The sequence below is a fragment of the Janthinobacterium sp. GW821-FHT03C10 genome, assembly GCF_059420865.1.
Genome location: NZ_JBWKUN010000011.1, coordinates 59,983 through 80,690, shown reverse-complemented (window position 1 = coordinate 80,690; position 20,708 = coordinate 59,983). Strand labels below are relative to the sequence as shown.

The following is a 20,708-nucleotide window of genomic DNA, read 5'->3' as shown; positions in this document are numbered from 1 at the left end:
ATCGTTTTTCCCTGTTTTGATGCCACGCCATGACCGACTACATCGCCACCAGCGCCGGCCAGCGCGCCACCTTTTTGTGCGGCAAATCCTGGACCGCCTATGTCAGCACCTTCATCATCGCCGTGCTGCTGTTCTTTGCCGCCCTGCCGCTGGCCTTCAAGTACAACGCGCGCGCTGCCTTCGTGGTGCTGATCGGCTCGGCGCTGATCGTCGGCTACCGCCTGCTGACCATCCGCAGCTATCAGCTGTACTACGACGAAGCGGGCGTGTGGCTGGCGTCCGGCATCTTGCCGTGGAAAAAGAAACTCACGGGCGTCAAATGGCGCGACATGGATGAAGCCGTCTATGAAACGAACTTCTGGAGCTGGCTGTTCCAGTCCTACACGGTGCGCGTCGGCCAGCGCTACACGCAGGAAACGGAAATCCACGCCACCGGCATGGCGCGCGGCAAGGATGCCGTGGCGGCCATCAATGCGCGCCACCAGGACATGCTGCGCGGCAGCGCCATCGTCGTCTAGCGCGGCGCCGCTCCCGGCGCAAAAAACTGCGCAGCGGCGGCAATTAATGCTAATCTTTGGGCCGCCCAGGCAAGCAAGGCCAACCTTTCAATAGTTGTTTGTTACTTATATTATCAGTTTATTATTTCCTGATGAGAACAAACGGCAAAATATTCAAGAGATAAACTATGCTGATCAAAAATAAAGTTGCGCTCGCCGCATTGATGATGGCTTTTACCCTGACACCGGCCAGCGCCGCCAAGAAGCCGCAGAAAAGCGGCAAGGCCGGCACCAGCAGCAGCAAGAAAAAAACCGTCGGCAAGAAAGCGGCCGTCGTCACGGCGGCCACGGCAGCCACGGTCGCGGCCGTCGCCAGCGAGAACAGCAGCGACCGCTCCATGAATAACCTCAGCGGCCAGTTCCTCACGGCCCTGTGGCGCCTGGATCCGGAAAGCGCGATTTCGGTCGGCAAGTACGATGGCGCCGCCAACCTGAGCATTCCCGACGCGGCCAGCCGCCAGAAGCAATTGGCCTTCATCGAAGAATGGCTGGGCAAGTTCGGCAAGCTGAATGCCGGCAAAATGTCGGACAAGCAACGCACCGACCTGGCCTTGCTGACGAATAAATTGCAATCGGACCGCTGGTATCTGACCACCTTCCGCGAATTCGAATGGAATCCCGCCCAGTACAACGTGGCCGGCTCCATCGATTTCATCCTTAACACGGAATACGCGTCCCAGCCGCAGCGCCTGCGCACCTTGCTCAAGCGCATCGCCAGCGTGCCGCAATACTATGCGGCCGCGCGCGCCAGCATCGTCAATCCCACGCGCGAACACACGCAGCTGGCCATCGCCCAGAGCGCCGGCGTGCTCAGCGTGCTTGACGACCTGAACAAGACGGCACAGGGCTCCATCCTGACGCCGGCGGAAAAACAGCTGTACAACGCCCGCATCGCCGCGGCCCGCACGGCCGTGCAAGGCTATGCGGCCTGGCTGACGGAACAGGATGCCGCGCTGGCGCAGAACGGCAATGCGCGCTCCTTCCGCATCGGCAAGGATTTATATGAACAGAAATTCGCCTACGATATCCAGGCCAGCGTCAGCGCCGAGCAGATGTACCAGAAAGCCCTGGCCGCGCGCGAAAAGCTGCTCGAGCACATGGACACCTTGTCCGACGAGCTGTGGGTGAAAACCATGGGCAGCACGGCCAAGCCGGCGGACCGCACGGCGAAGATCGGCATGGTGATCGACAAGCTGTCCAGCAACCACGTGGCCCCCGCCGACTTCGTGCCGGAAATCCGCCGCCAGATCCCGGAATTGCAGGAATGGGTGACCAGCCACAACCTGCTGACGATGGACCCGAAAAAGCCCCTCGTCGTGCGTGAAACGCCCGCCTACCAGCGCGGCGTGGCCGGCGCCAGCATCGAGGCGCCCGGCCCCTACCGCCCGCAGGACCGCACCTATTACAACGTGACGCCGCTCGACGGCGAAACGCCGGAACAGGCGGAAAGCAGCTTGCGCGAATACAACCACTGGATCTTGCAGATCCTGAACATCCACGAAGCCATCCCCGGCCACTACACGCAGCTCGTGTACGCCAACAAGTCGCCGTCGCTGGTCAAATCGATCTTCGGCAATGGCGCCATGATCGAAGGCTGGGCCGTGTATGGCGAGCGCATGATGCTCGAATCGGGCTATGGCAACAATGCGCCGGAAATGTGGCTGATGTATTCGAAATGGAATTTGCGCAGCGTCACCAACACGATCCTCGACTACAGCGTGCACGTGCTGGGCATGACGGAAGCGCAGGCGCTCGACCTGCTGACGCGCCAGGCCTTCCAGACCAAGCGCGAAGCCACGGAGAAATGGCGCCGCGTGCAGTTGAGCTCGGTTCAGCTGACCAGCTATTTCAGCGGCTACAGCGAAATCATGGACTTGCGCGAACAGCGCAAGCAAGCGCTGGGCAACAAGTTCGTGCTGAAGGATTTCCACGAGCAATTCCTCAGCTACGGCAGCGCGCCCGTGAAAGTCATCAAGGAATTGATGAATTAACTCGCACGCCTCCTCAGCTTGCAAAGGGCGCCGCGGCGCCCTTTTTGCATGCGTTTGCGCCGCCGCAAACCACCGGCATCCCCGTCTATTAAGCTGACGGGAAGGCAGGCGCCACCGCACTCCTCACTGGCAATTGCCGATTTTTCTGCTAGGGTGAGAATCAGGAGCGTCCATGCATATGCCCATCCAGTTCGACACCCTCGATTACGCCAAACGCCTCGCCTCGGCGGGCATGCCCACGCAGCAGGCGGAAGCCCATGCCACGGCCCTGGGCGAAGTACTGGGTTCTGCCGTGGTCGTGCATGGCGAGCTGGCGGCGCTGGAGCGCAATCTGCTGGGGGAAATCAAGCTGGTGGCGCAAAACGTCGATACCAAAGTAAGCGCCCTGGAGGTGAAGATCGATGCGCTGGAGCTCAGGCTCGACACCAAAATAGATGCCCTGGAGCAAAAATTCAACGCCCGCCTGGAACGCCTGGACTTGCGCCAGGGCGCCGACATGAAACACGTCTACTGGATGATGAGCACCTTAATCCTGCTCAACCTGGGCATCCTCAGCAAGCTGATGCTGCAGTAAGCGCGCACCAACTTTCCCGCCAATGAAAAAGCCGCTGCTCCCGGGGGAGGTCAGCGGCTTTTGCCTGCGAGTATGGTAGAGCGTCTAGGATGCTTCTTCCGGCGCCTGGGTGGCCTTGACGAAGATGGGCGCCACCAGCAGGCCCAGCTCGAACAACAGGCACATCGGAATGGCCAGCGAGAACTGGCTGACGACGTCCGGCGGCGTGACGATGGCGGCAATCACGAAGGCGCCGACGATGATGTAGGGACGCACTTCCTTGAGTTTCGCGATGGAAACCAGCCCCATGCGCACGAGGATCACCACCACCACGGGCACCTCGAACGTGGCGCCGAAGGCCAGGCACATCGACATGACGAAATCGAGGTAGTTTTCGATGTCCGGCGTTACCGCGATCGACGACGGCGAAAAATCGCTGATGAAGTGGAACACGCGGCCAAACACAAAGAAATAGCAGAAGGCCACGCCGGCCATGAACAGCAGCGACGAGGAGATGACCAGCGGCGCGATCAAACGCTTTTCATGCGTGTACAGGCCGGGGGCGATGAACGCCCACATCTGGTACAGCACCCAGGGCAAGGCGACGATGAAGGCGATCACCAGCGTCACTTTCATCGGCACGAGGAACGGCGAGATGACCCCGGTGGCGATCATTTTCGAGCCGGCCGGCAGCGAGGCGATCATCGGCGCGGCGATAAAATCGTAGATATGCGATGGGCCGGGCCAGTAAAACAGCACGGCGCAGACGACGGCGATGCCGATCGAGGCCTTGACGAGGCGGTTGCGCAGCTCGACCAGATGCGAGATAAAGGTTTCTTCCACCGGGGATTTGCTACTCATGAGTAAAAGGAGGAGGAACTGGCGCGCGGACGAAAGCGCGCCACGCGGGCAGCCGCCGACTGCACGTGCTGCTTGCCGCCATGGCGCTGCTTGTACCAGCCAGGAACGGCGGAATTGCGCACCAGTTTCTTGCGGCGGAATTCGCGCGCCTTGCGGGCCAGGTCATCGTTGGTGGCGCGCAGCATGGCTTCATGGGCATCGTGATGCCCCTCATACGAACTGGAATCGCCGCGCCAGGCGTTTTCCACCTCGGCCAGGTTGCCGGAAATCGAATTTTCCACGCCATGCATGGATTTCTCCACGCTTTGCTGGACAGAATGGGCCGCATCCTGCACTTCCTTCTGCAGGTTTTTCAGCTCTTCCATTTCAATTTCGCGCGAGACTTCGGATTTCACCTGGTTCAGGTAGCGTTGCGCGCGGCCATACAGGGTGCCGGCCATGCGCGCCACTCTCGGCAACTTTTCAGGGCCGATGACTATCAACGCAACCACGCCGATGATGGCGATTTTAGAGAGACCGAGATCGATCATAAGCGGACAAGGGCTGTTACCGGACGAGGCAAGCGCCCCGCCACGCTATCAGGACTTGCTTTTCTCTTTCGTTTCGACGTCGATGGTGCTTTTGTCGGCCACTTGCGATGGCGCAGCAGGAGGGGTATTGGCTGCCGGGGCGTCATCGTCGCCCTTGACGCCATCCTTGAAGCCTTTGACGGCCTTGCCGATATCACCACCGATATTGCCCAGTTTCTTGGTGCCGAAGACCAGCATCACGATAACCAGAACGATCACCCAGTGCCAAATACTCAATGAACCCATCACATTCTCCTTGCGGGACGGTGCCCGAATAGCGTCAACCAATGCCGGTAGTATACACGCGAACCCGGCGCGCAGCGAAATCAGTGCTGGCCGCGCCAGGGACGGGGACCGCCGTACACGTGCATGTGCAAGTGATACACCTCTTGCCCGCCGTTCGGGCCGCTGTTGATCATGGTCTTGAAGCCGCCGGCAGGCGTGCCATCGGCGTCATACGTGACGGCGCAGCCGAACTCGGCAGCGAGTTTCGGCGCCAGGCGCAGCAGCTTGCCCAGCGTTTCCGTATGGCTGTCGTCGCAATCGGACAGGGTCGCCACGTGGCGCTTCGGGATCAGCAGCAGATGCACGGGGGCGGCCGGGTTGATGTCCTTGAAGGCCAGCAAGTCGTCGTCCTCATACACGATGCTCGAAGGAATTTGTTTTGCAGCAATCTTGCAGAAAATACAGTTATCCACGCACGCTCCAGTAGGTCAGTGTTTGTCTGTTTCGCCGGCGTCGCGCAGCTCGTCCTTGCGCGCCGCCTTTTCCTCGAGGCCGGACAGGCCTTCGCGGCGCGCCAGCTCGTCGAGCACCTGTTGCGGCGTCAGGTCGAACTGCGCCAGCATCACCAGCGAGTGGAACCACAGGTCGGCGCACTCGTACAGGACCTTCGACGGGTCGTTGTCGCGCCGCGCATCCTTGGCGGCCATCACCGTTTCCGTCGCTTCTTCGCCAATTTTTTTCAAAATGGCATCATCGCCCTTGGCGAACAGGCGCGCGACATAGGAGGTGGCGGGGTCGCCGCCGTTGGCCAGCTTGCGCGATTCGATCACGGCGGCCAGGCGCTTCAGGGTTTCACTCATTTGCTCTTGCTTTCCGCGTAAATCGTCTCAGGGTCTTTCAGGACGGGGTCGGTGATCTGCCATTCGCCCGTTTTCTCGTCGCCTTCGAACTTCTGGAAGAAGCACGAATGGCGGCCCGTATGGCAGGCGATGCCGCCGGCTTGCTCGATTTTCAGCAAGACCACGTCTTCGTCGCAATCGAGGCGGATTTCCAGCACCTTTTGCGTGTGGCCCGATTCTTCGCCCTTGTGCCACAGTTTCTTGCGCGAACGGCTCCAGTACACGGCTTCGCCCAGCTCCACCGTGCGCGCCAGCGCGTCGCGGTTCATCCAGGCGAACATCAGCACGTCATTGCTGCCCGCTTCCTGCGCGATCACGGGCACCAGGCCGTGCTCGTCCCATTTGACCTTTTTCAGCCACTTGGCATTGCTTGCTACGATGGTTCCGTTCTGCATGTTCTTCTATCCCGCTGATATTGTCCGCTTGTCTTTACGCCAGGCGCATGGGGATGCCCTGCTGCGCCATGAAACGCTTGGCTTCCTGCACCGTGTGCTGGCCATAGTGGAAGATGCTGGCGGCCAGCACGGCATCCGCGCGCCCCACCTTGATGCCGTCGACCAGATCCTGCAAGCCGCCCACGCCGCCCGAGGCGATCACGGGAATGCTGACGGCGTCGGACACGCCGCGCGTCAGGCCCAGGTCGAAGCCCACCTTGGTACCGTCGCGGTCCATGCTGGTGAGCAAGATTTCGCCCGCGCCCAAGCTTTCCATTTTACGCGCCCACTCGAACGCGTCCAGGCCCGTGGCCGTGCGCCCGCCATGGGTAAACACTTCCCACTTGCCGGGCGACACCTGCTTGGCGTCGATGGCGACGACGATGCATTGCGAGCCGTGCTTTTGCGAGGCCTCGTACACCAGCTGGGGATTCGTCACGGCCGAGGTGTTGATGCTGACCTTGTCGGCGCCCGCGTTGAGCAGCCGGCGCACGTCTTCCACCACGCGCACGCCGCCGCCCACGGTCAGCGGAATGAACACTTGCGACGCCACCGCTTCGATGATGTCGAAGATCAAACCGCGGTTGTCGCTCGAGGCGGTAATGTCGAGGAAAGTGATTTCGTCGGCGCCCTGCTCGTCATAACGGCGGGCGATTTCCACGGGGTCGCCCGCGTCGCGCAATTCCGTGAAATTGACGCCTTTGACGACGCGGCCATTGGTCACGTCGAGGCAGGGGATGATACGTTTTGCAAGCATGATGGGTTCCAGATTGTCGCCAGGCCGGGACACGCGCAGGCGCGCCCCGGCCGGGCAGGCTTAAACGGCGGCGTCGGTCAGTTCGTCGGCGCGTTCCTGCGCCTGCGCCAGGTCGATCGTGCCTTCATAGATGGAACGGCCGCAGATCACGCCTTCGATGCCTTCGGCCTGGACCGCGCACAGCGCTTCCACGTCGCCGATGTTGTGCAGGCCGCCCGAAGCGATGACGGGGATCTTGACGGCTTGCGCCAGCTTGACGGTGGCCTCGATATTGATGCCGCCCATCATGCCGTCGCGGCCGATGTCCGTGTAGATGATCGATTCGACGCCGTAGGCTTCGAATTTCTTGGCCAGGTCGATCACTTCGTGGCCCGACATCTTGCTCCAGCCATCCGTTGCCACTTTGCCATCCTTGGCATCGAGGCCGACGATGATGTGGCCCGGGAAGGCGCCGCAGGCGTCGTGCAGGAAGCCGGGGCTTTTCACGGCCGCCGTGCCGATGATGATGTAGGTGATGCCGGCGTCGAGGTAGCGCTCGATGGTGTCGAGGTCGCGGATGCCGCCGCCCAGCTGCACGGGGATTTCCTCGATGTCGTTTTCCGCGGCGAAATCCTGCACGGCTTTCAGGATGGCTTTCACGGCGCCCTCGTTCTTCGGCTTGCCGGCAAAGGCGCCGTTCAGGTCGACCAGGTGCAGCCGGCGCGCGCCTTGCATCAGCCAATGGCGGGCCATTTCGGCCGGGTCTTCGGAAAATACGGTGGCAAGTTCCATATCGCCTTGTTTCAGGCGTACGCAGTGACCGTCTTTCAGGTCGATGGCGGGAATGAGCAGCATGGTCAGTGTGATTTAAAAGTGAGTGAGGGGCGGAAAAAAAGCCGGAAAACCAACGTCAAGGTTGCCAGTGAACGAAGTTCTTGTACAGCTGCAAGCCAGCGGCAGCGCTTTTTTCAGGGTGAAACTGTGTCGCGAAAATATTATCACGGGCGACGGCGCAGGCGAACGGCGCGCCATAGATAGTCTCGCCCACCGTGTGCGCGGCCTCTTGAGGTTGAGCAAAATAGCTGTGCACAAAGTAAAAATACGCGTTGTCGGCGATACCATCCCACATGACATGGGACGCCGTTTGCCGCACTTGGTTCCAGCCCATTTGCGGCACCTTGAAGCGCGAGCCGTCTTCCTGCACCTGGCCGTCGAGCTGGAAACGCACGACTTTGCCTGGCAGCAAGCCCAAGCCGGCCGCGTCGCCCTCTTCGCTGCCGTCGAACAGCATTTGCTCGCCGATGCACACACCCAGCACGGGCTTGCTGTCGGCGGCGCGCAGCAGCGCCTCCAATACGCCCGATTCGCGCAGGCTGCGCATGCAGTCAGGCATGGCGCCCTGGCCCGGCAAGACGATGCGGTCGGCGCTGTCGATGTCTTGCGCCAGGCCGGAAATGCGCACGTCGGCTTCCGGCGCCACGGCACGCAGCGCCTGCGCCACCGAGCGCAGATTGCCCATGCCGTAATCCACCACCACAATTTTATTCATGTTTGATCCCGGAATCTACAATATAGCGAGCGCGGCGCTTACAGGCTGCCCTTGGTCGATGGAATGATGCCGGCCGCGCGCTCGTCGAGCTCGGCAGCCATGCGCAGCGCGCGGCCAAAGGCCTTGAACACGGTTTCGCACTGATGGTGGGCGTTCGTGCCGCGCAAGTTGTCGATATGCAAGGTCACGCCCGCATGGTTGACGAAGCCGCGGAAAAATTCCAGCGTCAGGTCGACGTCGAAGCCGGCGATCATGGCGCGCGTAAACGGGATGTGGTACTCGATGCCCGGGCGGCCCGAGAAATCGAGCACCACGCGCGACAGCGCCTCGTCCAGCGGCACGTACGCGTGGCCATAGCGGCGGATGCCCTTCTTGTCGCCGATGGCCTTGGCCACGGCCATGCCCAGCGTGATGCCCACGTCTTCCACCGTGTGGTGGTTGTCGATATGCACGTCGCCCGTCGCTTCGATATCCAGGTCGATCAGGCCGTGGCGGGCGATCTGGTCCAGCATATGGTCGAGGAAGGGCACGCCGGTGTTGAGCTTTTGCTGGCCCGTGCCGTCCAGGTTGAGGGCGACGCGAACTTGCGTCTCATTGGTGTTGCGCGTGATTTCTGCGGTGCGGTTCATGGGAGGCTCTGGCGGTAGGCTAAACGAGGGATGCCTTGAAGGCATCGTAAAAAAGGGAATTTTCTTCCGGGGTGCTGACGCTGATGCGCAGGCAATTGGCCAGCGCAGCATGCATTTTACTCATATTTTTAATTAAAACCCTGCGGGCAAGCAGTTTTGCGCAAACATCGTCGGAATCCGCCACACGAATCAGAAGAAAATTTGCCTTCGAGGGGAATACTGTCACGCCGGGCAGCTCCGCCAAGCGTCGTGCCAGGTCGTCGCGCGCGCTGTTGAGCAGGGCCGCCTGGGCGTTGAGCACGTCGAGGTGCTCGAGCGCGAATTCGGCCGCCGCCTGCGTCAGCACATTCACATTGTACGGCGGACGCACTTTCTCGAGCTGCGCCAGCAGGGCCGGCGCGGCCGACATGTAGCCGAGGCGGATGCCGGCCAGGCCCAGTTTCGACACGGTGCGCATCACCACCAGGTTTTCATATTCGGGCAGGCGGCCCATGAAGCTGCGCTGCGCGAACGGCTCGTAGGCTTCGTCGACGACGGCGATGCCCGTGTCGCCGAGGGCGGCAAGGAGGCGTTCGATGTCGGCAGTGGCAAACAGGTTGCCCGTCGGGTTGTTCGGATAGGCGAGGAAGACCAGTGCCGGGCGGTGCTCTTCGATGGCCGCCAGCATGGCCGGCATGTCCAGGCTGAAGTCGGCCTGCAGCGGCACGCCGACGAAATCCATGCCGGCAAACTGCGCCGAGCGCGCATACATGACGAAGGCCGGCACGGGCGCCAGCAGCACGGCGCGCTGGCCCGGCTCCTGGCGGGCGCAGGCCATGGCCAGGATGGAAATCAGTTCATCGGAACCGTTGCCCAGCATGACGTCGTAGCCGGCGGGCACGCCCAGATTGGCGCAGATGGCCGCCTGCAGGCTGGCGTACGATGGCGGATAGCGGTTCAGCGCCACACCGGCCAGGCGCGCGCCCAGTTCCTCGCGCAGATGCTGCGGCAGCGGATACGGGTTTTCCATCGCATCGAGCTTGATGTAGCCGCTGGCATCGGCGACCTGGTAGCCCTTGACGGCCCGCACATCGGCGCGCACGGTGTTGCTGATTAACTGATCGAGGAAAGACATGCTGCAAACACTCCTGATGAAATGAAATGGAGACTAAATGACGACGTCTTCCGGCACGCTGGCGCTGCGCGCCTTGCGGGCCGGGGCTTTTTTCACGGCGGGCGGCTTTTTCACGGCAGCCGTTTTTCTGACCGCCGCCGGCTTTTTCGCCGCCTTGGCTGGCTTGGTCGCGGCCGGTGCTGCCAGCTCCTGCGCGAGGGCCGCCAGCCGCTGTTCGATGATGGCGCAGTAGTCGGGATTGAGTTCAAAGCCGACGAAATCGCGCCCGCAGCGCCTGGCCGCCAGGGCCGTGGTGCCGCTGCCCATGAACAGGTCGAGCACCACGCCGCCGGGCGGGCACGAGGCCTTGACCATGCGCTCGATGATTTCGAGCGGCTTTTGCGTCGGGTGGTCGGCCCGTTCCGGGTGTTCCTTGTGCAGGCGCGACACGCTCCACAGGTCTTTCGGGTTGTAGCCCACTTCCAGCCATTTCGCGCCGATGAAGATCGAGCGCGAACGGGCTTTCTTGGTGGCCGCGTCGTAGGCGATGCGCACCGCGTCAAGGTCGAAGTAGTAATCCTTGCGCTTGACGAAGAAGCCGATGGTGTCGTGCACCGATGAAAAGCTGCGCACGCTGCCGCCCATGGACGGCACGCGGCGGTCCCAGATGATTTCATTCATCATCGCCATGCGCTGTTTCAGCATGACGAAGATTTCCGGCGAATAGCGCCAGGTCAGAAAGATGTACAGGCTGCCGTTGGCTTTCAGCTTGGGCAGCGCCGCATCGATCCATTCTTCCGTCCAGCGCAGGTAATCGGCCACCGACTGCTGGTCCGACGCATTGCCGTAATCCTTGCCCAGGTTGTACGGCGGATCCGTCAGGATCAGGTCCACCGAGCCATCGGGAATGCGCGCCAGCCCCGCCAGCGCGTCTTCGCAATAGACCCGGTTGACCCAGTCCGGCTGATCCGCCATCGTCGTCATGGCTGCGGCTTCAGACGCAGTTCGGCGCTGCGCGCGTGCGCCTGCAAGCCTTCGCCATACGCCAGCGTGGCGGCGACGCGGCCCAGGGTTTGCGCGCCCGCCTCGCTGACGTGAATGATGGACGAGCGTTTCTGGAAGTCGTACACGCCCAGCGGCGACGAGAAGCGCGCCGTGCGCGACGTCGGCAGCACGTGATTGGGACCGCAGCAATAGTCGCCCAGCGATTCGGACGAGAAGCGGCCCAGGAACATGGCGCCCGCGTGGCGGATCTGCTCGGCCCACTGCTGCGGGTTGTCCGCCGAGATTTCCAGGTGCTCCGCCGCGATGGCGTTGGCGATTTCGCACGCCTCTTGCATGCTGCGCACCTTGATCAGGGCGCCGCGGTCGGCCAGCGAGGTGCTGATGGTGGCCTGGCGCGGCATCGTCGGCAGCAGCTTGGCGATGCTCTCCTCCACCTGCGCGATGTAGGCCGCGTCGGGGCACAGCAGGATCGCCTGCGCCAGTTCGTCGTGCTCGGCCTGCGAAAACAGGTCCATCGCCACCCAGTCCGGGTCCGTCGTGCCGTCGCACAGCACCAGGATTTCGGAAGGTCCCGCGATCATGTCGATGCCGACGATGCCGAACACGCGGCGCTTGGCGGCCGCCACATAGGCGTTGCCGGGGCCGACGATTTTATCCACGGCGGCAATCGTCTGCGTGCCGTAAGCCAGCGCGCCGACGGCTTGCGCGCCGCCGATGGTGATCACGCGCGTCACGCCGGCGATCGCGGCGGCGGCCAGCACCATCTGGTTTTTCACGCCATCGGGCGTCGGCACCACCATGATGATCTCGCCCACGCCCGCCACGTGCGCGGGAATGGCGTTCATCAGCACGGACGACGGATACGCCGCCTTGCCGCCCGGGACGTAGATGCCGACGCGGTCCAGCGGCGTGATCTTCTGTCCCAGCACCGTGCCATCGGGCTCGGTGTAAGTAAAACCGCGCAATTCCTCGCGCTGGCGTTCGTGGAAGGCGCGGATGCGCTGGGCGGCGATCTGCAGCGCCTCGCGCTGCGCCGACGGCAGGCCGTTCAGGGCCGCCTGCAGTTCGGATTGCGAAATATCAAACGCCGCCATTTCCGCCGCGCCGCCATGCGGGATGCGGTCGAAACGGTTGGTGTACTCCAGGACGGCGGCGTCGCCGCGCGTTTTCACGTCGGCCAGGATTTTTGCGACCGACGTTTCAATCGCTGCATCGGTGCCCGCCTCGAACGCCAGCAGCGTGTCGAGCGATTGTTGGAAACCTTCCTGGCTTGAATCGAGCTTGCGTATCTGTATCGGCATAATCGGCTTTCTGCTACTGAATGTGTCTAGGCTTGCGAGGCGCGTTCAAACGCCTCGATAATCGGCTGCAAGCGCTCGCGCTTGAGCTTTAATGCCGCCTGGTTGACCACCAGGCGCGACGAGATTTCCATGATGTGCTCGACCTCGACGAGGTTGTTCGCGCGCAGGGTGCTGCCCGTGCTGACCAGATCGACGATGGCGTCGGACAGGCCGACCAACGGTGCCAGCTCCATCGAGCCATACAGCTTGATCAGGTCGACGTGCACGCCCTTGGCGGCGAAATGCTCGCGCGCCGTGTGCACGAACTTGGTGGCCACGCGCAAACGCGCGCCCTGGTGCACGGCCTTTTCATAGTCGAAACCGGCCTGCACCGCCACCGACATGCGGCAGGAGGCGATATTCAGGTCGATCGGCTGGTACAGGCCTTCGCCGCCGTGTTCCAGCAAGACATCCTTGCCCGCCACGCCGAAATCGGCCGCGCCGTACTGCACGTAGGTCGGCACGTCGCTGGCGCGCACGATGATGACGCGCACGTTCGGATCGTTGGTGGCCAAAATCAGCTTGCGCGAAGTCTCCGGATTTTCCAGCACCTTGATGCCGGCCGCTTCCAGCAGCGGCATGGTGTCCTCAAAAATGCGGCCCTTCGAGAGCGCCAGGATCAGCTGGGAGCTGTCGCCGTTGTTCGATCCGTTCATGCTCGTTCCTTGTTATTTAATACGTACGATGTTCGCGCCGACGGCCGACAATTTCACTTCCATGCGGTCGTAGCCGCGGTCGAGGTGATAGATGCGGTCGATCAGCGTTTCGCCGTCGGCCGCCAGGGCGGCGATCACCAGCGACGCCGAGGCGCGCAGGTCGGTCGCCATCACGGGCGCGCCGCGCAGCTGCTTGACGCCGGCGATGATGGCCGTGTTGCCCTCGATGGTGATGTCGGCGCCCAGGCGGTTCATTTCCTGCACGTGCATGAAGCGGTTCTCGAAGATCGTCTCGGTGACGCGGCTGGCGCCGTTGGCGATCGTGTTGACGGCCATGAACTGCGCCTGCATGTCGGTCGGGAAGCCCGGATATTCCGTGGTGCGGAAGCTGACGGGATTCGGACGGGCCGACATCTCGGCGCGGATCCAGTCGGCGCCGAAGGTCATCGTCAGGCCCATGGCGCGCAGCTTGTCGAGCGCCGCGTCGAGGATGTCCGTGCGCACGTTGCGCAGGGTGATGTCGCCGCCGGTGGCCGCCACGGCGCACAGGAAGGTACCCGTTTCGATGCGGTCGGCGATCACCGCGTGCGAGGCGCCGTGCAAGGCGTCCACGCCCTGGATCACCAGGCGGCTGGTGCCGATGCCGTCGATCTTCGCGCCCATGGCCACCAGCAGGTGCGCCAGGTCGGTCACTTCCGGTTCGCAGGCGGCGTTTTCCAGGATGGTCTCGCCTTCGGCCAGGGTCGCGGCCATCAGCAGGTTTTCGGTGCCGGTGACGGTGATCATGTCGGTGACGATGCGCGCGCCTTTCAGCTTGGCGCACTTGGCGTAGATGTAGCCCGCTTCGATGCGGATCTCGGCGCCCAGCGCTTCCAGGCCCTTGATGTGCTGGTCGACGGGGCGCGAACCGATGGCGCAGCCGCCCGGCAGCGAGACCTTGGCTTCGCCGAAGCGTGCCAGCATGGGGCCCAGCACGAGGATCGAGGCGCGCATGGTTTTCACCAGTTCATACGGCGCTTCCAGGGTGGTGATGGCGCTGCCGTTGAGGACCACGCGGTCGCCGTCCTGCTGCACTTTCAGGCCCGTCTGGCCCAGCAATTTGAGCATGGTGGCCACGTCGTGCAAATGCGGCACGTTCGTCAGGTCCAGGTCGCCCGCGGTCAAGAGACCCGCGCACAGGATGGGCAGGGCGGCGTTTTTCGCGCCGGAGATGGCGATGTCGCCGTTCAGGCGGTTGCCGCCGTTGATGAGGAGCTTGTCCATGTGCTTATCCTTGGAATTCTTCAGGTGTCAGGGTTTTCATCGACAGCGCGTGGATTTCTTCGCGCATGCGGTCGCCCAGCGCCGCGTAGACGATCTGGTGACGCTGGATCAGGCGCTTGCCGGCAAACGCGGGCGAAACGATCACGGCCTGGAAGTGCTGGCCATCGCCCTCCACTTCGAGGTGCGTGCATTCGAGGCCGGCCGACAGGTAGCCGTGGATCAGTTCTGGAGTGGTGGTCACGATAAGTCCTTGATATTGAATAATGTAGTGATGTGATGTGCCGCAATCAATGGCGCAAACGATAGCCGCTTTTCAGCAGGCGGATCGATGCCAGCGCCAGGATCACGAGGAAGCCGGCGACGATGGAAAGACTGAGCCAGGGGCTGACGTCGGACACGCCGAAGAAGCCGTAGCGGAAGCCGTCGATCATGTAGAAGAAGGGGTTCAGGTGCGATACCGTCTGCCAGAAGGCGGGCAGCGAGTGGATCGAATAGAACACGCCCGACAAAAAGGTGGCCGGCATGATCAAAAAGTTCTGGAAGGCGGCCAGCTGGTCGAATTTCTCGGCCCAGATACCGGCGATCAGGCCCATGGTGCCCAGCATGGCGGCACCGAGGAAGGCGAAGATGACGATCCACAGCGGCGCGACAAACGACAGGTCGGCGAACCAGCAGGTGATGGCAAACACGCCAAAGCCCACGGCCAGGCCGCGCGCGACGGAAGCGAGTACATACGCCGAAAAGATTTCCCAGTGGGACAGGGGCGTGAGCAGCACGAACACCAGGTTGCCCGTGATCTTCGACTGGATCAGCGAGGACGAGGAATTGGCAAACGCGTTTTGCAGCACGCTCATCATCACCAGGCCGGGAATCAGGAAGGCCGTGTAGCTGACGCCGGGGCTCGGCTCGACGCGGCCGTCGAGCACATGGCCGAACACCAGCAAATACAGCATCGACGTGAGCACGGGCGCGGCCACGGTTTGCGTCGCCACTTTCCAGAAGCGCAGCGTCTCTTTGTAGACGAGGGTGCGAAATCCTGTCGAAATCATACGGTACCTTTATCCATGATCTGCAAGAAGATATCTTCCAGGTCGGCTTGTTGCAATTGCATTTCATCGATTTCGACGCCCGCTTCGCGCAGGCGGGCGAGGATCTTCTCGACTTCGCTGTATTCATTGACGCGCAGGCTGAACTTGTTCGGCGCCTGCTGTTCTTCCGGGTGCAGCACCAGGTGCTGCAGGTCGGCCGGCAGGCTGCCGTGTTTCAGGTGCACCTGCAGCTGCGAGCCGGCGATGCGGCGGATCAGGGCCGACATGGTGTCGAGCGCCACCACCTTGCCGGTCTTCAGCATGGCCACGCGCTGGCACATGGCTTGCGCCTCTTCCAGATAGTGGGTGGTCAGCACGACCGTGTGGCCGCCTTCGCGGTTCAGGCGCGAGATGAACTTCCACAGGGTCTGGCGCAGTTCCACGTCGACGCCGGCCGTCGGCTCATCGAGCACGATGACGGGCGGCTTGTGCACCAGCGCCTGCGCCACGAGCACGCGGCGCTTCATGCCGCCGGACAGGGCGCGCATATTCGTGTCGGCCTTGCCGGTCAGGTCGAGGTTTTCCATGACCTCGTCGATCCACTTGTCGTTGTTCGGCAGGCCGAAATAGCCGGACTGCAGGCGCAGGGTTTCGCGCACGGTGAAGAACGGGTCGAACACGAGTTCCTGCGGCACCACCCCCAGGTTGCGGCGCGCGTTGCGGAAGTCCGCGACCACGTCGTGGCCGTGGATCTTGACGGTGCCCGCGTCGGGGCGTATCAGGCCGGCGATGATGGAAATGAGGGTGGTCTTGCCGGCGCCGTTCGGGCCGAGCAGGCCAAAGAACTCGCCTTCTTCGATGGCCAGCGACACGCCGCCCAGCGCCTTGAGCGATTTATAGCTCTTTTCTACATTCGTTATTTGAATTGCGGTCATGTGCTTGTTTCAAGTGTAATGCGTCTGGTGTGATGCGCCAGTTGCCGGAGACATCCAGGCCGGCAGGCCGGTGCAGGGCGCCACCTTCAGGCGAGGACGGCGCAACAGTCAATTATAGTTGGAAAATTCGTGGAACACTTGGAGATCAATCCGGCGGCGCTGCTGGTCTGCCGGCTTGAAAGCTACTGCTGATGCGGGGAGTGGGACAGGATCAATGATGATGCAGGTCGGACGGGCTGCGTTCGGCGTGGCCGCCGGCGCTGGCGCAGTCGTCGGCCGTCAAGGTGCTCGAGACGAGCGAGCAGACGCCATACAGCTTGGTGAGGTTCTTCAGGTTGTTCGGCAGGTTTTTCAGCTCCAGCACGGCGCCCGCCTCCTGCGCGGCGCGCTGCCACGTCAGCATGACGGACACGGCGGCCGAATCGACGGCCTTGACGTTGCGCAGGTCGAACTTCGTCTGACCCGAGCGGATGGCGTCCAGACCCTGCTCCAATGCCGAAGTGGCATTGTGCACGGTCAGGGAAGTCAGGGACTGCAAGGTGTCGAGAGAATCGGGCATGGCGTCGGGCTGCGCTGGTCTGGAGCTGGGTCAGGAGCTATATGATAGCCGATTATTTGGCTTTGGCAGCGGGACGGCTGGCCAGGGCCTTGTTTTTTGCCTGCAAGGTCTTGATCAGACCATCGATGCCGCCCTTGCTGATCTCGCTGGCAAAGCTGCTTTTGTAGGTTTCCACCAGCCACGCGCCCAGCACGTTGATGTCATAGATCTTCCAGCCGGACGGGGTTTTCGCCACGCGGTAGTTCAGGGGCACGGGTTCGCCGCGCGCCACGTTGACCTGCGAACGCACTTCCACTTCCGTGTCGCTAGGGTCGGCGCGCAGCGGCTTGAATTCCACGGTTTCGTTCTTGATCTGCGACAGGGCGCCCGAGTACGTGTAGATCAGCAGCGTGCGGAATTCCGCGGCCAGCTGCTTTTGCTGGTCGGGCGTGGCGTCGCGCCAGTGACGGCCCGCTGCCAGCGAGGTCATACGCTGGAAATCCACGTACGGCAAGATCTTGCTTTCCACCAATTCGGTGACGCGCTTGATATCGCCTGCCTGGATGGCCTTGTCGTTCTTGGCCGTGTCGATCACGTCCTGGCTGATGCGCTTGACCAGGACATCCGGCGCTTCGACGGCAGGAGCGGCCTGGGCGGCGGTGGCAAAGGCGATGGTGGCCATCGCCAGCAGTTGTTTCATCAATTTCATGGTTCTACCTTTCATGGTGTTGCTATGCACCGGCTGGCGTTGATCGCAGCCGTGGTGTTTCTGTACCGGAGTTTACTCCTGGGGCCTGGCCTCGGAAGCAACGGTATTGCTACCAGATGTTACGAGGTCCGCCGGCGCCACCGCGGCGGCGGCCGTGGCCGCAGGCGCGTCATTGGCAGGCTGCGGTTTTGCCTCGTACTCCGGCTCGTATTCGCTGCTGTCGTTTTTTGGCACTTTGCGGTCGCGGCGGTCCGTATCGCCATCGAAGACCTTGCTTTCGCGCGCCTGCAGGAAACCGTCGCGGATGAATTCATAACGGTCCAGCGCGGCCGCTTCCATCAGGTTCGTCGCGTCGAGCAGCGCGGCGCGCTTGTCGACCACGCGCGTCACCGTGCCGATATTGCGCACCGAGGCAGGATCCTTGTAGCGCCAGGGGTCACCCGTGATATCGAGCGGCAGGGCCACCGTGTCGCGCACGGTCGACGGCCCCAGCAGCGGCAGCATCACGTACGGTCCCGACTGGACGCCATACCAGCCCAGGGTCTGGCCAAAGTCTTCGTTATGCTTGGGAATACCGGCCTGCGAGGCGATGTCGATCAGGCCGAGGATGCCGAAGGTCGAGTTCATGCTGACGCGCACGACGTCTTGCAAGCCCGCTTCGCCCTTGCCTTGCAGCAAATTGTTCACGGCGCTCCACACATCGGACAAGTTGCCGAAGAAGTTGCCCACGCCCGTTTGCACGAACGACGGCGTGACCGTCTTGTAGGCCGTGGCGACGGGCTTCAGCGCCACCTGGTCGACGGTATCGTTGAACTTGAACATCGCGCGGTTATACCCTTCCAACGGGTCGCGCGGATTGGTGCCGGTGGCGCAGGCGCTCACGCCGGCGGCGATGGCCAGGGCCAGGCCGATACGCGCCAGGCTGCCTTGGGATTGCTTGGTCGACTCGCTCATTTGCTGTCCTTTCCTTCCGCTGCCTTGCTGTAGATGAACTGATTGATCAGGTCTTCCAGCACTGTGGCCGATTGAGTACGGGCGATCTTGTCGCCCTCTGCCAGGTTGGCCAAATCGCCGCCTGCTTCCAGGCCGATATATTGCTCACCCAGCAAACCGGCCGTCAAAATCTTGGCCGAGCTGTCTTTCGGAAATTTGTAGCCATCTTCGATGTCGAGTTTCACCAGCGCCTGGTACGTCTTGTCGTCAAAGCGGATCTCCGCCACGCGCCCCACCACCACGCCGGCGCCCTTGACGGGCGCCTGCGGCTTGAGGCCGCCAATATTGTCGAACTTGGCCGTAATGGTATACGTCTTGCTGAAAGACAGCGAGCTCATATTGCCGGCCTTGAGCGCCAGAAACATCAACGCCGCCACACCCAGCAAGACGAACAAGCCGACCCAGACATCCAAAGATTTACGTTGCATAAACAATCCTAAATAATTTTACTTGCTGCCGCCTGCGCAACATCTTGCCCAGGCCCGCTGTTTGTCGCTGATCGGCAATTACTTGCTAAACATCAACGCCGTCATCATGAAATCGAGCCACCACACCATCAACGACGAAATCACCACCGTGCGCGTGGTCGCGCCGGAGACGTCTTCCGGCGTCGGCTGCGCCTGGTAACCCTGGAACAGCGCGATGAAGGTCACCGCGATGCCGAACACCAGGCTCTTGATGGTGCCGTTGCCCACTTCTTTCCAGACATCCACGCCGCCTTGCATCTGCGACCAGAACGAGCCTTCATCGACGCCGATCAGCACCACGCCGACCAGGTAGCTGCCGATGATGCCGACGGCCGTGAAGATGGCGCCCAGGATCGGCATGGCGATCACGCCGGCCCAGAAACGGGGCGCCAGCACGCGCTGGATCGGGTTCACGGCCATCATTTCCATGGCCGACAATTGCTCGCCCGCCTTCATCAGGCCGATTTCCGCCGTCAGCGAGGTGCCGGCGCGGCCCGCGAACAGCAGCGCCGTGACGACGGGGCCCAGTTCGCGCGTCAGCGACAGCGCCACCAGCAAGCCCAGCGACTGCTCGGCGCCATACGTGGTCAGGGTGTAATAGCCTTGTAAACCCAGCACCATGCCGACAAACAGGCCGGAGACGGCGGTAATCACCAGCGAGCGGTTACCGATAAAAAACAGTTGCTCGATCACCAGGCGCGGACGGCGCCACAGGCCGCCCGACGAGGCGATGATGATGAAAAACGACCGCACGGCAAAGCCGAGGTCTTGTACCGAATTGCGCAACCATGCTCCGATCGCCGCCAGGAAACGCGCGATCATCGGCCCGCCCCCGCGTGCAAGCCCAGGTCGTCGGCCAGCGACTTGCCCGGATAGTGGAACGGAACGGGGCCATCGGCCTCGGCATTGACGAACTGCTTGACGTACGGATGCGTCGACACGGCCATCTCGGCCGGCGTGCCGTGCGCCACGATCTTGCCTGATGACAGAAAATAGACATAATCAGCGATGGCGAAACACTCCTTCACATCGTGCGATACCAGGATAGACGTGGAGCCCAGCGCATCGTTCAGATTGCGGATCAAATTGGCCGTCACGCCCATGGAAATCGGATCCAGGCCGGCGAACGGCTCGTCGTACATGATCAGTTCGGGGTCGAGCGCGATGGCGCGCGCCAGCGCGACGCGGCGGCCCATGCCGCCCGAAATCTCGGCCGGCTTCAATTGCGCCGCATTGCGCAAGCCCACGGCGTGCAGCTTCATCAGCACCAGGGTGCGGATCAGCTCTTCATTCAAGTCCGTGTGTTCGCGCAGGGGGAACGCCACGTTCTCGAACGCCGTCAAATCCGTAAACAGCGCGCCGTGCTGGAACAGCATGCCCATCTTGCGGCGCAGCTGATACAGCTCGTCGGTCCCCAGCGTATGCACGATCTGGCCGTCCACGTTCACGGAACCGGAGCCGGGGCGCAACTGCCCGCCGATCAGGCGCAGTACGGTCGTCTTGCCACTGCCGGAGCCACCCATGACGGCCACAACTTTTCCACGTGGGAAATCCATTTGAAGGCCCGATAAAATCGAACGTTCTCCATAGGCAAAGTGTAAATCACGGATCTCAACAAGATTTGGCACGACGAAGCTCACTATTTTAATGGCGTATTGTAGTGCAGAAACGCCAACCT

General features: G+C 62.2%; 27 protein-coding genes. 3 read left to right on the top strand and 24 right to left on the bottom strand.

The annotated features are described in order from the left end of the window. Positions 1 to 29: 29 nt before the first annotated feature. The 3 genes from AC07VH_RS27560 to AC07VH_RS27550 all read left to right on the top strand — a co-directional run bounded on the left by AC07VH_RS27560 (position 30) and on the right by AC07VH_RS27550 (position 3,122). Positions 30 to 518 carry a hypothetical protein gene (locus tag AC07VH_RS27560; protein WP_494788901.1) on the top strand — a complete coding sequence of 163 codons (489 nt, stop codon included), beginning with the start codon at positions 30 to 32 and terminating at the stop codon, positions 516 to 518. Positions 519 to 688: 170 nt separating this feature from the next. Then, complete coding sequence (locus AC07VH_RS27555) at positions 689 to 2,548, top strand: DUF885 domain-containing protein (protein WP_475416732.1); 1,860 nt, start codon at positions 689 to 691, stop codon at positions 2,546 to 2,548. A gap of 172 nt (positions 2,549 to 2,720) precedes the next feature. Continuing rightward, on the top strand, positions 2,721 to 3,122 hold the full coding sequence (locus AC07VH_RS27550) for a hypothetical protein (RefSeq protein WP_494788900.1): 402 nt from the start codon (positions 2,721 to 2,723) through the stop codon (positions 3,120 to 3,122). Positions 3,123 to 3,206: 84 nt separating this feature from the next. On the opposite strand, the gene tatC is transcribed toward AC07VH_RS27550, so the two are convergent. From tatC to AC07VH_RS27430, 24 genes are all read right to left on the bottom strand, one after another. Next, on the bottom strand, positions 3,207 to 3,962 hold the full coding sequence (gene tatC, locus AC07VH_RS27545; protein ID WP_035823092.1) for a twin-arginine translocase subunit TatC: 756 nt from the start codon (positions 3,960 to 3,962) through the stop codon (positions 3,207 to 3,209). Further along, positions 3,959 to 4,492, bottom strand: a complete 534-nt coding sequence (gene tatB / locus AC07VH_RS27540) for a Sec-independent protein translocase protein TatB (RefSeq protein ID WP_475416695.1) — start codon at positions 4,490 to 4,492, stop codon at positions 3,959 to 3,961. The genes tatC and tatB overlap by 4 nt, the downstream gene beginning before the upstream one ends. 48 nt (positions 4,493 to 4,540) lie before the next feature. Next, a complete protein-coding gene (tatA, locus tag AC07VH_RS27535; protein WP_046683197.1) occupies positions 4,541 to 4,777 on the bottom strand; it encodes a Sec-independent protein translocase subunit TatA in 237 nt (78 codons plus the stop codon). 80 nt (positions 4,778 to 4,857) lie between these two features. Further along, positions 4,858 to 5,229 carry a histidine triad nucleotide-binding protein gene (locus AC07VH_RS27530; protein WP_475416696.1) on the bottom strand — a complete coding sequence of 124 codons (372 nt, stop codon included), beginning with the start codon at positions 5,227 to 5,229 and terminating at the stop codon, positions 4,858 to 4,860. A gap of 15 nt (positions 5,230 to 5,244) precedes the next feature. Next, positions 5,245 to 5,616, bottom strand: coding sequence for a phosphoribosyl-ATP diphosphatase (locus tag AC07VH_RS27525; RefSeq protein ID WP_034753849.1), 372 nt, complete (start codon positions 5,614 to 5,616; stop codon positions 5,245 to 5,247). Beyond that, the gene (gene hisI / locus AC07VH_RS27520) at positions 5,613 to 6,050 is read right to left on the bottom strand and encodes a phosphoribosyl-AMP cyclohydrolase (protein ID WP_070219635.1); all 438 of its coding nucleotides are present in this window, start codon (positions 6,048 to 6,050) and stop codon (positions 5,613 to 5,615) included. The genes AC07VH_RS27525 and hisI overlap by 4 nt, the downstream gene beginning before the upstream one ends. A 34-nt stretch (positions 6,051 to 6,084) precedes the next feature. Next, the gene (hisF, locus tag AC07VH_RS27515; RefSeq protein WP_034753845.1) at positions 6,085 to 6,846 is read right to left on the bottom strand and encodes an imidazole glycerol phosphate synthase subunit HisF; all 762 of its coding nucleotides are present in this window, start codon (positions 6,844 to 6,846) and stop codon (positions 6,085 to 6,087) included. A gap of 60 nt (positions 6,847 to 6,906) precedes the next feature. After that, a complete protein-coding gene (gene hisA, locus AC07VH_RS27510) occupies positions 6,907 to 7,680 on the bottom strand; it encodes a 1-(5-phosphoribosyl)-5-[(5-phosphoribosylamino)methylideneamino]imidazole-4-carboxamide isomerase (protein ID WP_475416697.1) in 774 nt (257 codons plus the stop codon). A 55-nt stretch (positions 7,681 to 7,735) separates the two neighbouring features. Continuing rightward, positions 7,736 to 8,374 (bottom strand): imidazole glycerol phosphate synthase subunit HisH, encoded by a 639-nt coding sequence (gene hisH / locus AC07VH_RS27505; RefSeq protein ID WP_489629417.1) that lies wholly within the window; start codon positions 8,372 to 8,374, stop codon positions 7,736 to 7,738. A gap of 38 nt (positions 8,375 to 8,412) precedes the next feature. Continuing rightward, positions 8,413 to 9,003 (bottom strand): imidazoleglycerol-phosphate dehydratase HisB, encoded by a 591-nt coding sequence (gene hisB / locus AC07VH_RS27500; protein ID WP_010402123.1) that lies wholly within the window; start codon positions 9,001 to 9,003, stop codon positions 8,413 to 8,415. Positions 9,004 to 9,022: 19 nt separating this feature from the next. Beyond that, positions 9,023 to 10,117, bottom strand: coding sequence for a histidinol-phosphate transaminase (gene hisC, locus AC07VH_RS27495; protein WP_494788899.1), 1,095 nt, complete (start codon positions 10,115 to 10,117; stop codon positions 9,023 to 9,025). A gap of 33 nt (positions 10,118 to 10,150) precedes the next feature. Further along, on the bottom strand, positions 10,151 to 11,080 hold the full coding sequence (locus AC07VH_RS27490) for a DNA-methyltransferase (protein WP_489629415.1): 930 nt from the start codon (positions 11,078 to 11,080) through the stop codon (positions 10,151 to 10,153). Next, complete coding sequence (gene hisD / locus AC07VH_RS27485) at positions 11,077 to 12,402, bottom strand: histidinol dehydrogenase (protein WP_489629414.1); 1,326 nt, start codon at positions 12,400 to 12,402, stop codon at positions 11,077 to 11,079. The genes AC07VH_RS27490 and hisD overlap by 4 nt, the downstream gene beginning before the upstream one ends. A 26-nt stretch (positions 12,403 to 12,428) precedes the next feature. Continuing rightward, on the bottom strand, positions 12,429 to 13,097 hold the full coding sequence (gene hisG / locus AC07VH_RS27480; protein WP_070219646.1) for an ATP phosphoribosyltransferase: 669 nt from the start codon (positions 13,095 to 13,097) through the stop codon (positions 12,429 to 12,431). A 12-nt stretch (positions 13,098 to 13,109) separates the two neighbouring features. Beyond that, positions 13,110 to 14,360, bottom strand: coding sequence for a UDP-N-acetylglucosamine 1-carboxyvinyltransferase (murA, locus tag AC07VH_RS27475; RefSeq protein WP_076569461.1), 1,251 nt, complete (start codon positions 14,358 to 14,360; stop codon positions 13,110 to 13,112). A 4-nt stretch (positions 14,361 to 14,364) separates the two neighbouring features. Next, complete coding sequence (locus AC07VH_RS27470) at positions 14,365 to 14,601, bottom strand: BolA family protein (protein ID WP_034753824.1); 237 nt, start codon at positions 14,599 to 14,601, stop codon at positions 14,365 to 14,367. Positions 14,602 to 14,647: 46 nt separating this feature from the next. Further along, on the bottom strand, positions 14,648 to 15,409 hold the full coding sequence (locus AC07VH_RS27465; protein ID WP_493047634.1) for an ABC transporter permease: 762 nt from the start codon (positions 15,407 to 15,409) through the stop codon (positions 14,648 to 14,650). Next, on the bottom strand, positions 15,406 to 16,323 hold the full coding sequence (locus AC07VH_RS27460) for an ABC transporter ATP-binding protein (protein WP_494788898.1): 918 nt from the start codon (positions 16,321 to 16,323) through the stop codon (positions 15,406 to 15,408). The genes AC07VH_RS27465 and AC07VH_RS27460 overlap by 4 nt, the downstream gene beginning before the upstream one ends. 211 nt (positions 16,324 to 16,534) lie before the next feature. Continuing rightward, positions 16,535 to 16,882, bottom strand: coding sequence for an STAS domain-containing protein (locus AC07VH_RS27455; RefSeq protein ID WP_475416703.1), 348 nt, complete (start codon positions 16,880 to 16,882; stop codon positions 16,535 to 16,537). 52 nt (positions 16,883 to 16,934) lie between these two features. Further along, positions 16,935 to 17,570: an MlaC/ttg2D family ABC transporter substrate-binding protein gene (locus AC07VH_RS27450; RefSeq protein WP_494788897.1), complete on the bottom strand. Its 636-nt coding sequence runs from the start codon at positions 17,568 to 17,570 to the stop codon at positions 16,935 to 16,937. A 72-nt stretch (positions 17,571 to 17,642) separates the two neighbouring features. Next, entirely contained in the window at positions 17,643 to 18,524 is an 882-nt protein-coding gene (locus AC07VH_RS27445; protein ID WP_494788896.1) for an MlaA family lipoprotein, read from the bottom strand. Beyond that, positions 18,521 to 18,991 carry an outer membrane lipid asymmetry maintenance protein MlaD gene (mlaD, locus tag AC07VH_RS27440; protein WP_070219660.1) on the bottom strand — a complete coding sequence of 157 codons (471 nt, stop codon included), beginning with the start codon at positions 18,989 to 18,991 and terminating at the stop codon, positions 18,521 to 18,523. Before mlaD ends, AC07VH_RS27445 begins: the two co-directional genes overlap by 4 nt. Positions 18,992 to 19,069: 78 nt before the next feature. Continuing rightward, positions 19,070 to 19,852: a lipid asymmetry maintenance ABC transporter permease subunit MlaE gene (gene mlaE, locus AC07VH_RS27435; RefSeq protein ID WP_034780952.1), complete on the bottom strand. Its 783-nt coding sequence runs from the start codon at positions 19,850 to 19,852 to the stop codon at positions 19,070 to 19,072. After that, positions 19,849 to 20,658: an ABC transporter ATP-binding protein gene (locus tag AC07VH_RS27430; RefSeq protein ID WP_152252789.1), complete on the bottom strand. Its 810-nt coding sequence runs from the start codon at positions 20,656 to 20,658 to the stop codon at positions 19,849 to 19,851. The genes mlaE and AC07VH_RS27430 overlap by 4 nt, the downstream gene beginning before the upstream one ends. Positions 20,659 to 20,708: the final 50 nt, after the last annotated feature.

Bases quoted from the DNA above. Each gene is read 5' to 3' on its own strand.
- AC07VH_RS27560 (WP_494788901.1), top strand. From the start codon at position 30: ATGACCGACTACATCGCCACCAGCGCCGGCCAGCGCGCCACCTTTTTG.
- AC07VH_RS27550 (WP_494788900.1), top strand. From the start codon at position 2,721: ATGCATATGCCCATCCAGTTCGACACCCTCGATTACGCCAAACGCCTC.
- tatC (WP_035823092.1), bottom strand. From the start codon at position 3,962: ATGAGTAGCAAATCCCCGGTGGAAGAAACCTTTATCTCGCATCTGGTC.
- tatB (WP_475416695.1), bottom strand. From the start codon at position 4,492: ATGATCGATCTCGGTCTCTCTAAAATCGCCATCATCGGCGTGGTTGCG.
- tatA (WP_046683197.1), bottom strand. From the start codon at position 4,777: ATGGGTTCATTGAGTATTTGGCACTGGGTGATCGTTCTGGTTATCGTG.
- AC07VH_RS27525 (WP_034753849.1), bottom strand. From the start codon at position 5,616: ATGAGTGAAACCCTGAAGCGCCTGGCCGCCGTGATCGAATCGCGCAAG.
- hisI (WP_070219635.1), bottom strand. From the start codon at position 6,050: ATGCAGAACGGAACCATCGTAGCAAGCAATGCCAAGTGGCTGAAAAAG.
- hisF (WP_034753845.1), bottom strand. From the start codon at position 6,846: ATGCTTGCAAAACGTATCATCCCCTGCCTCGACGTGACCAATGGCCGC.
- hisA (WP_475416697.1), bottom strand. From the start codon at position 7,680: ATGCTGCTCATTCCCGCCATCGACCTGAAAGACGGTCACTGCGTACGC.
- hisH (WP_489629417.1), bottom strand. From the start codon at position 8,374: ATGAATAAAATTGTGGTGGTGGATTACGGCATGGGCAATCTGCGCTCG.
- hisB (WP_010402123.1), bottom strand. From the start codon at position 9,003: ATGAACCGCACCGCAGAAATCACGCGCAACACCAATGAGACGCAAGTT.
- hisC (WP_494788899.1), bottom strand. From the start codon at position 10,117: ATGTCTTTCCTCGATCAGTTAATCAGCAACACCGTGCGCGCCGATGTG.
- AC07VH_RS27490 (WP_489629415.1), bottom strand. From the start codon at position 11,080: ATGACGACGATGGCGGATCAGCCGGACTGGGTCAACCGGGTCTATTGC.
- hisD (WP_489629414.1), bottom strand. From the start codon at position 12,402: ATGCCGATACAGATACGCAAGCTCGATTCAAGCCAGGAAGGTTTCCAA.
- hisG (WP_070219646.1), bottom strand. From the start codon at position 13,097: ATGAACGGATCGAACAACGGCGACAGCTCCCAGCTGATCCTGGCGCTC.
- murA (WP_076569461.1), bottom strand. From the start codon at position 14,360: ATGGACAAGCTCCTCATCAACGGCGGCAACCGCCTGAACGGCGACATC.
- AC07VH_RS27465 (WP_493047634.1), bottom strand. From the start codon at position 15,409: ATGATTTCGACAGGATTTCGCACCCTCGTCTACAAAGAGACGCTGCGC.
- AC07VH_RS27460 (WP_494788898.1), bottom strand. From the start codon at position 16,323: ATGACCGCAATTCAAATAACGAATGTAGAAAAGAGCTATAAATCGCTC.
- AC07VH_RS27455 (WP_475416703.1), bottom strand. From the start codon at position 16,882: ATGCCCGATTCTCTCGACACCTTGCAGTCCCTGACTTCCCTGACCGTG.
- AC07VH_RS27450 (WP_494788897.1), bottom strand. From the start codon at position 17,570: ATGAAATTGATGAAACAACTGCTGGCGATGGCCACCATCGCCTTTGCC.
- AC07VH_RS27445 (WP_494788896.1), bottom strand. From the start codon at position 18,524: ATGAGCGAGTCGACCAAGCAATCCCAAGGCAGCCTGGCGCGTATCGGC.
- mlaD (WP_070219660.1), bottom strand. From the start codon at position 18,991: ATGCAACGTAAATCTTTGGATGTCTGGGTCGGCTTGTTCGTCTTGCTG.
- mlaE (WP_034780952.1), bottom strand. From the start codon at position 19,852: ATGATCGCGCGTTTCCTGGCGGCGATCGGAGCATGGTTGCGCAATTCG.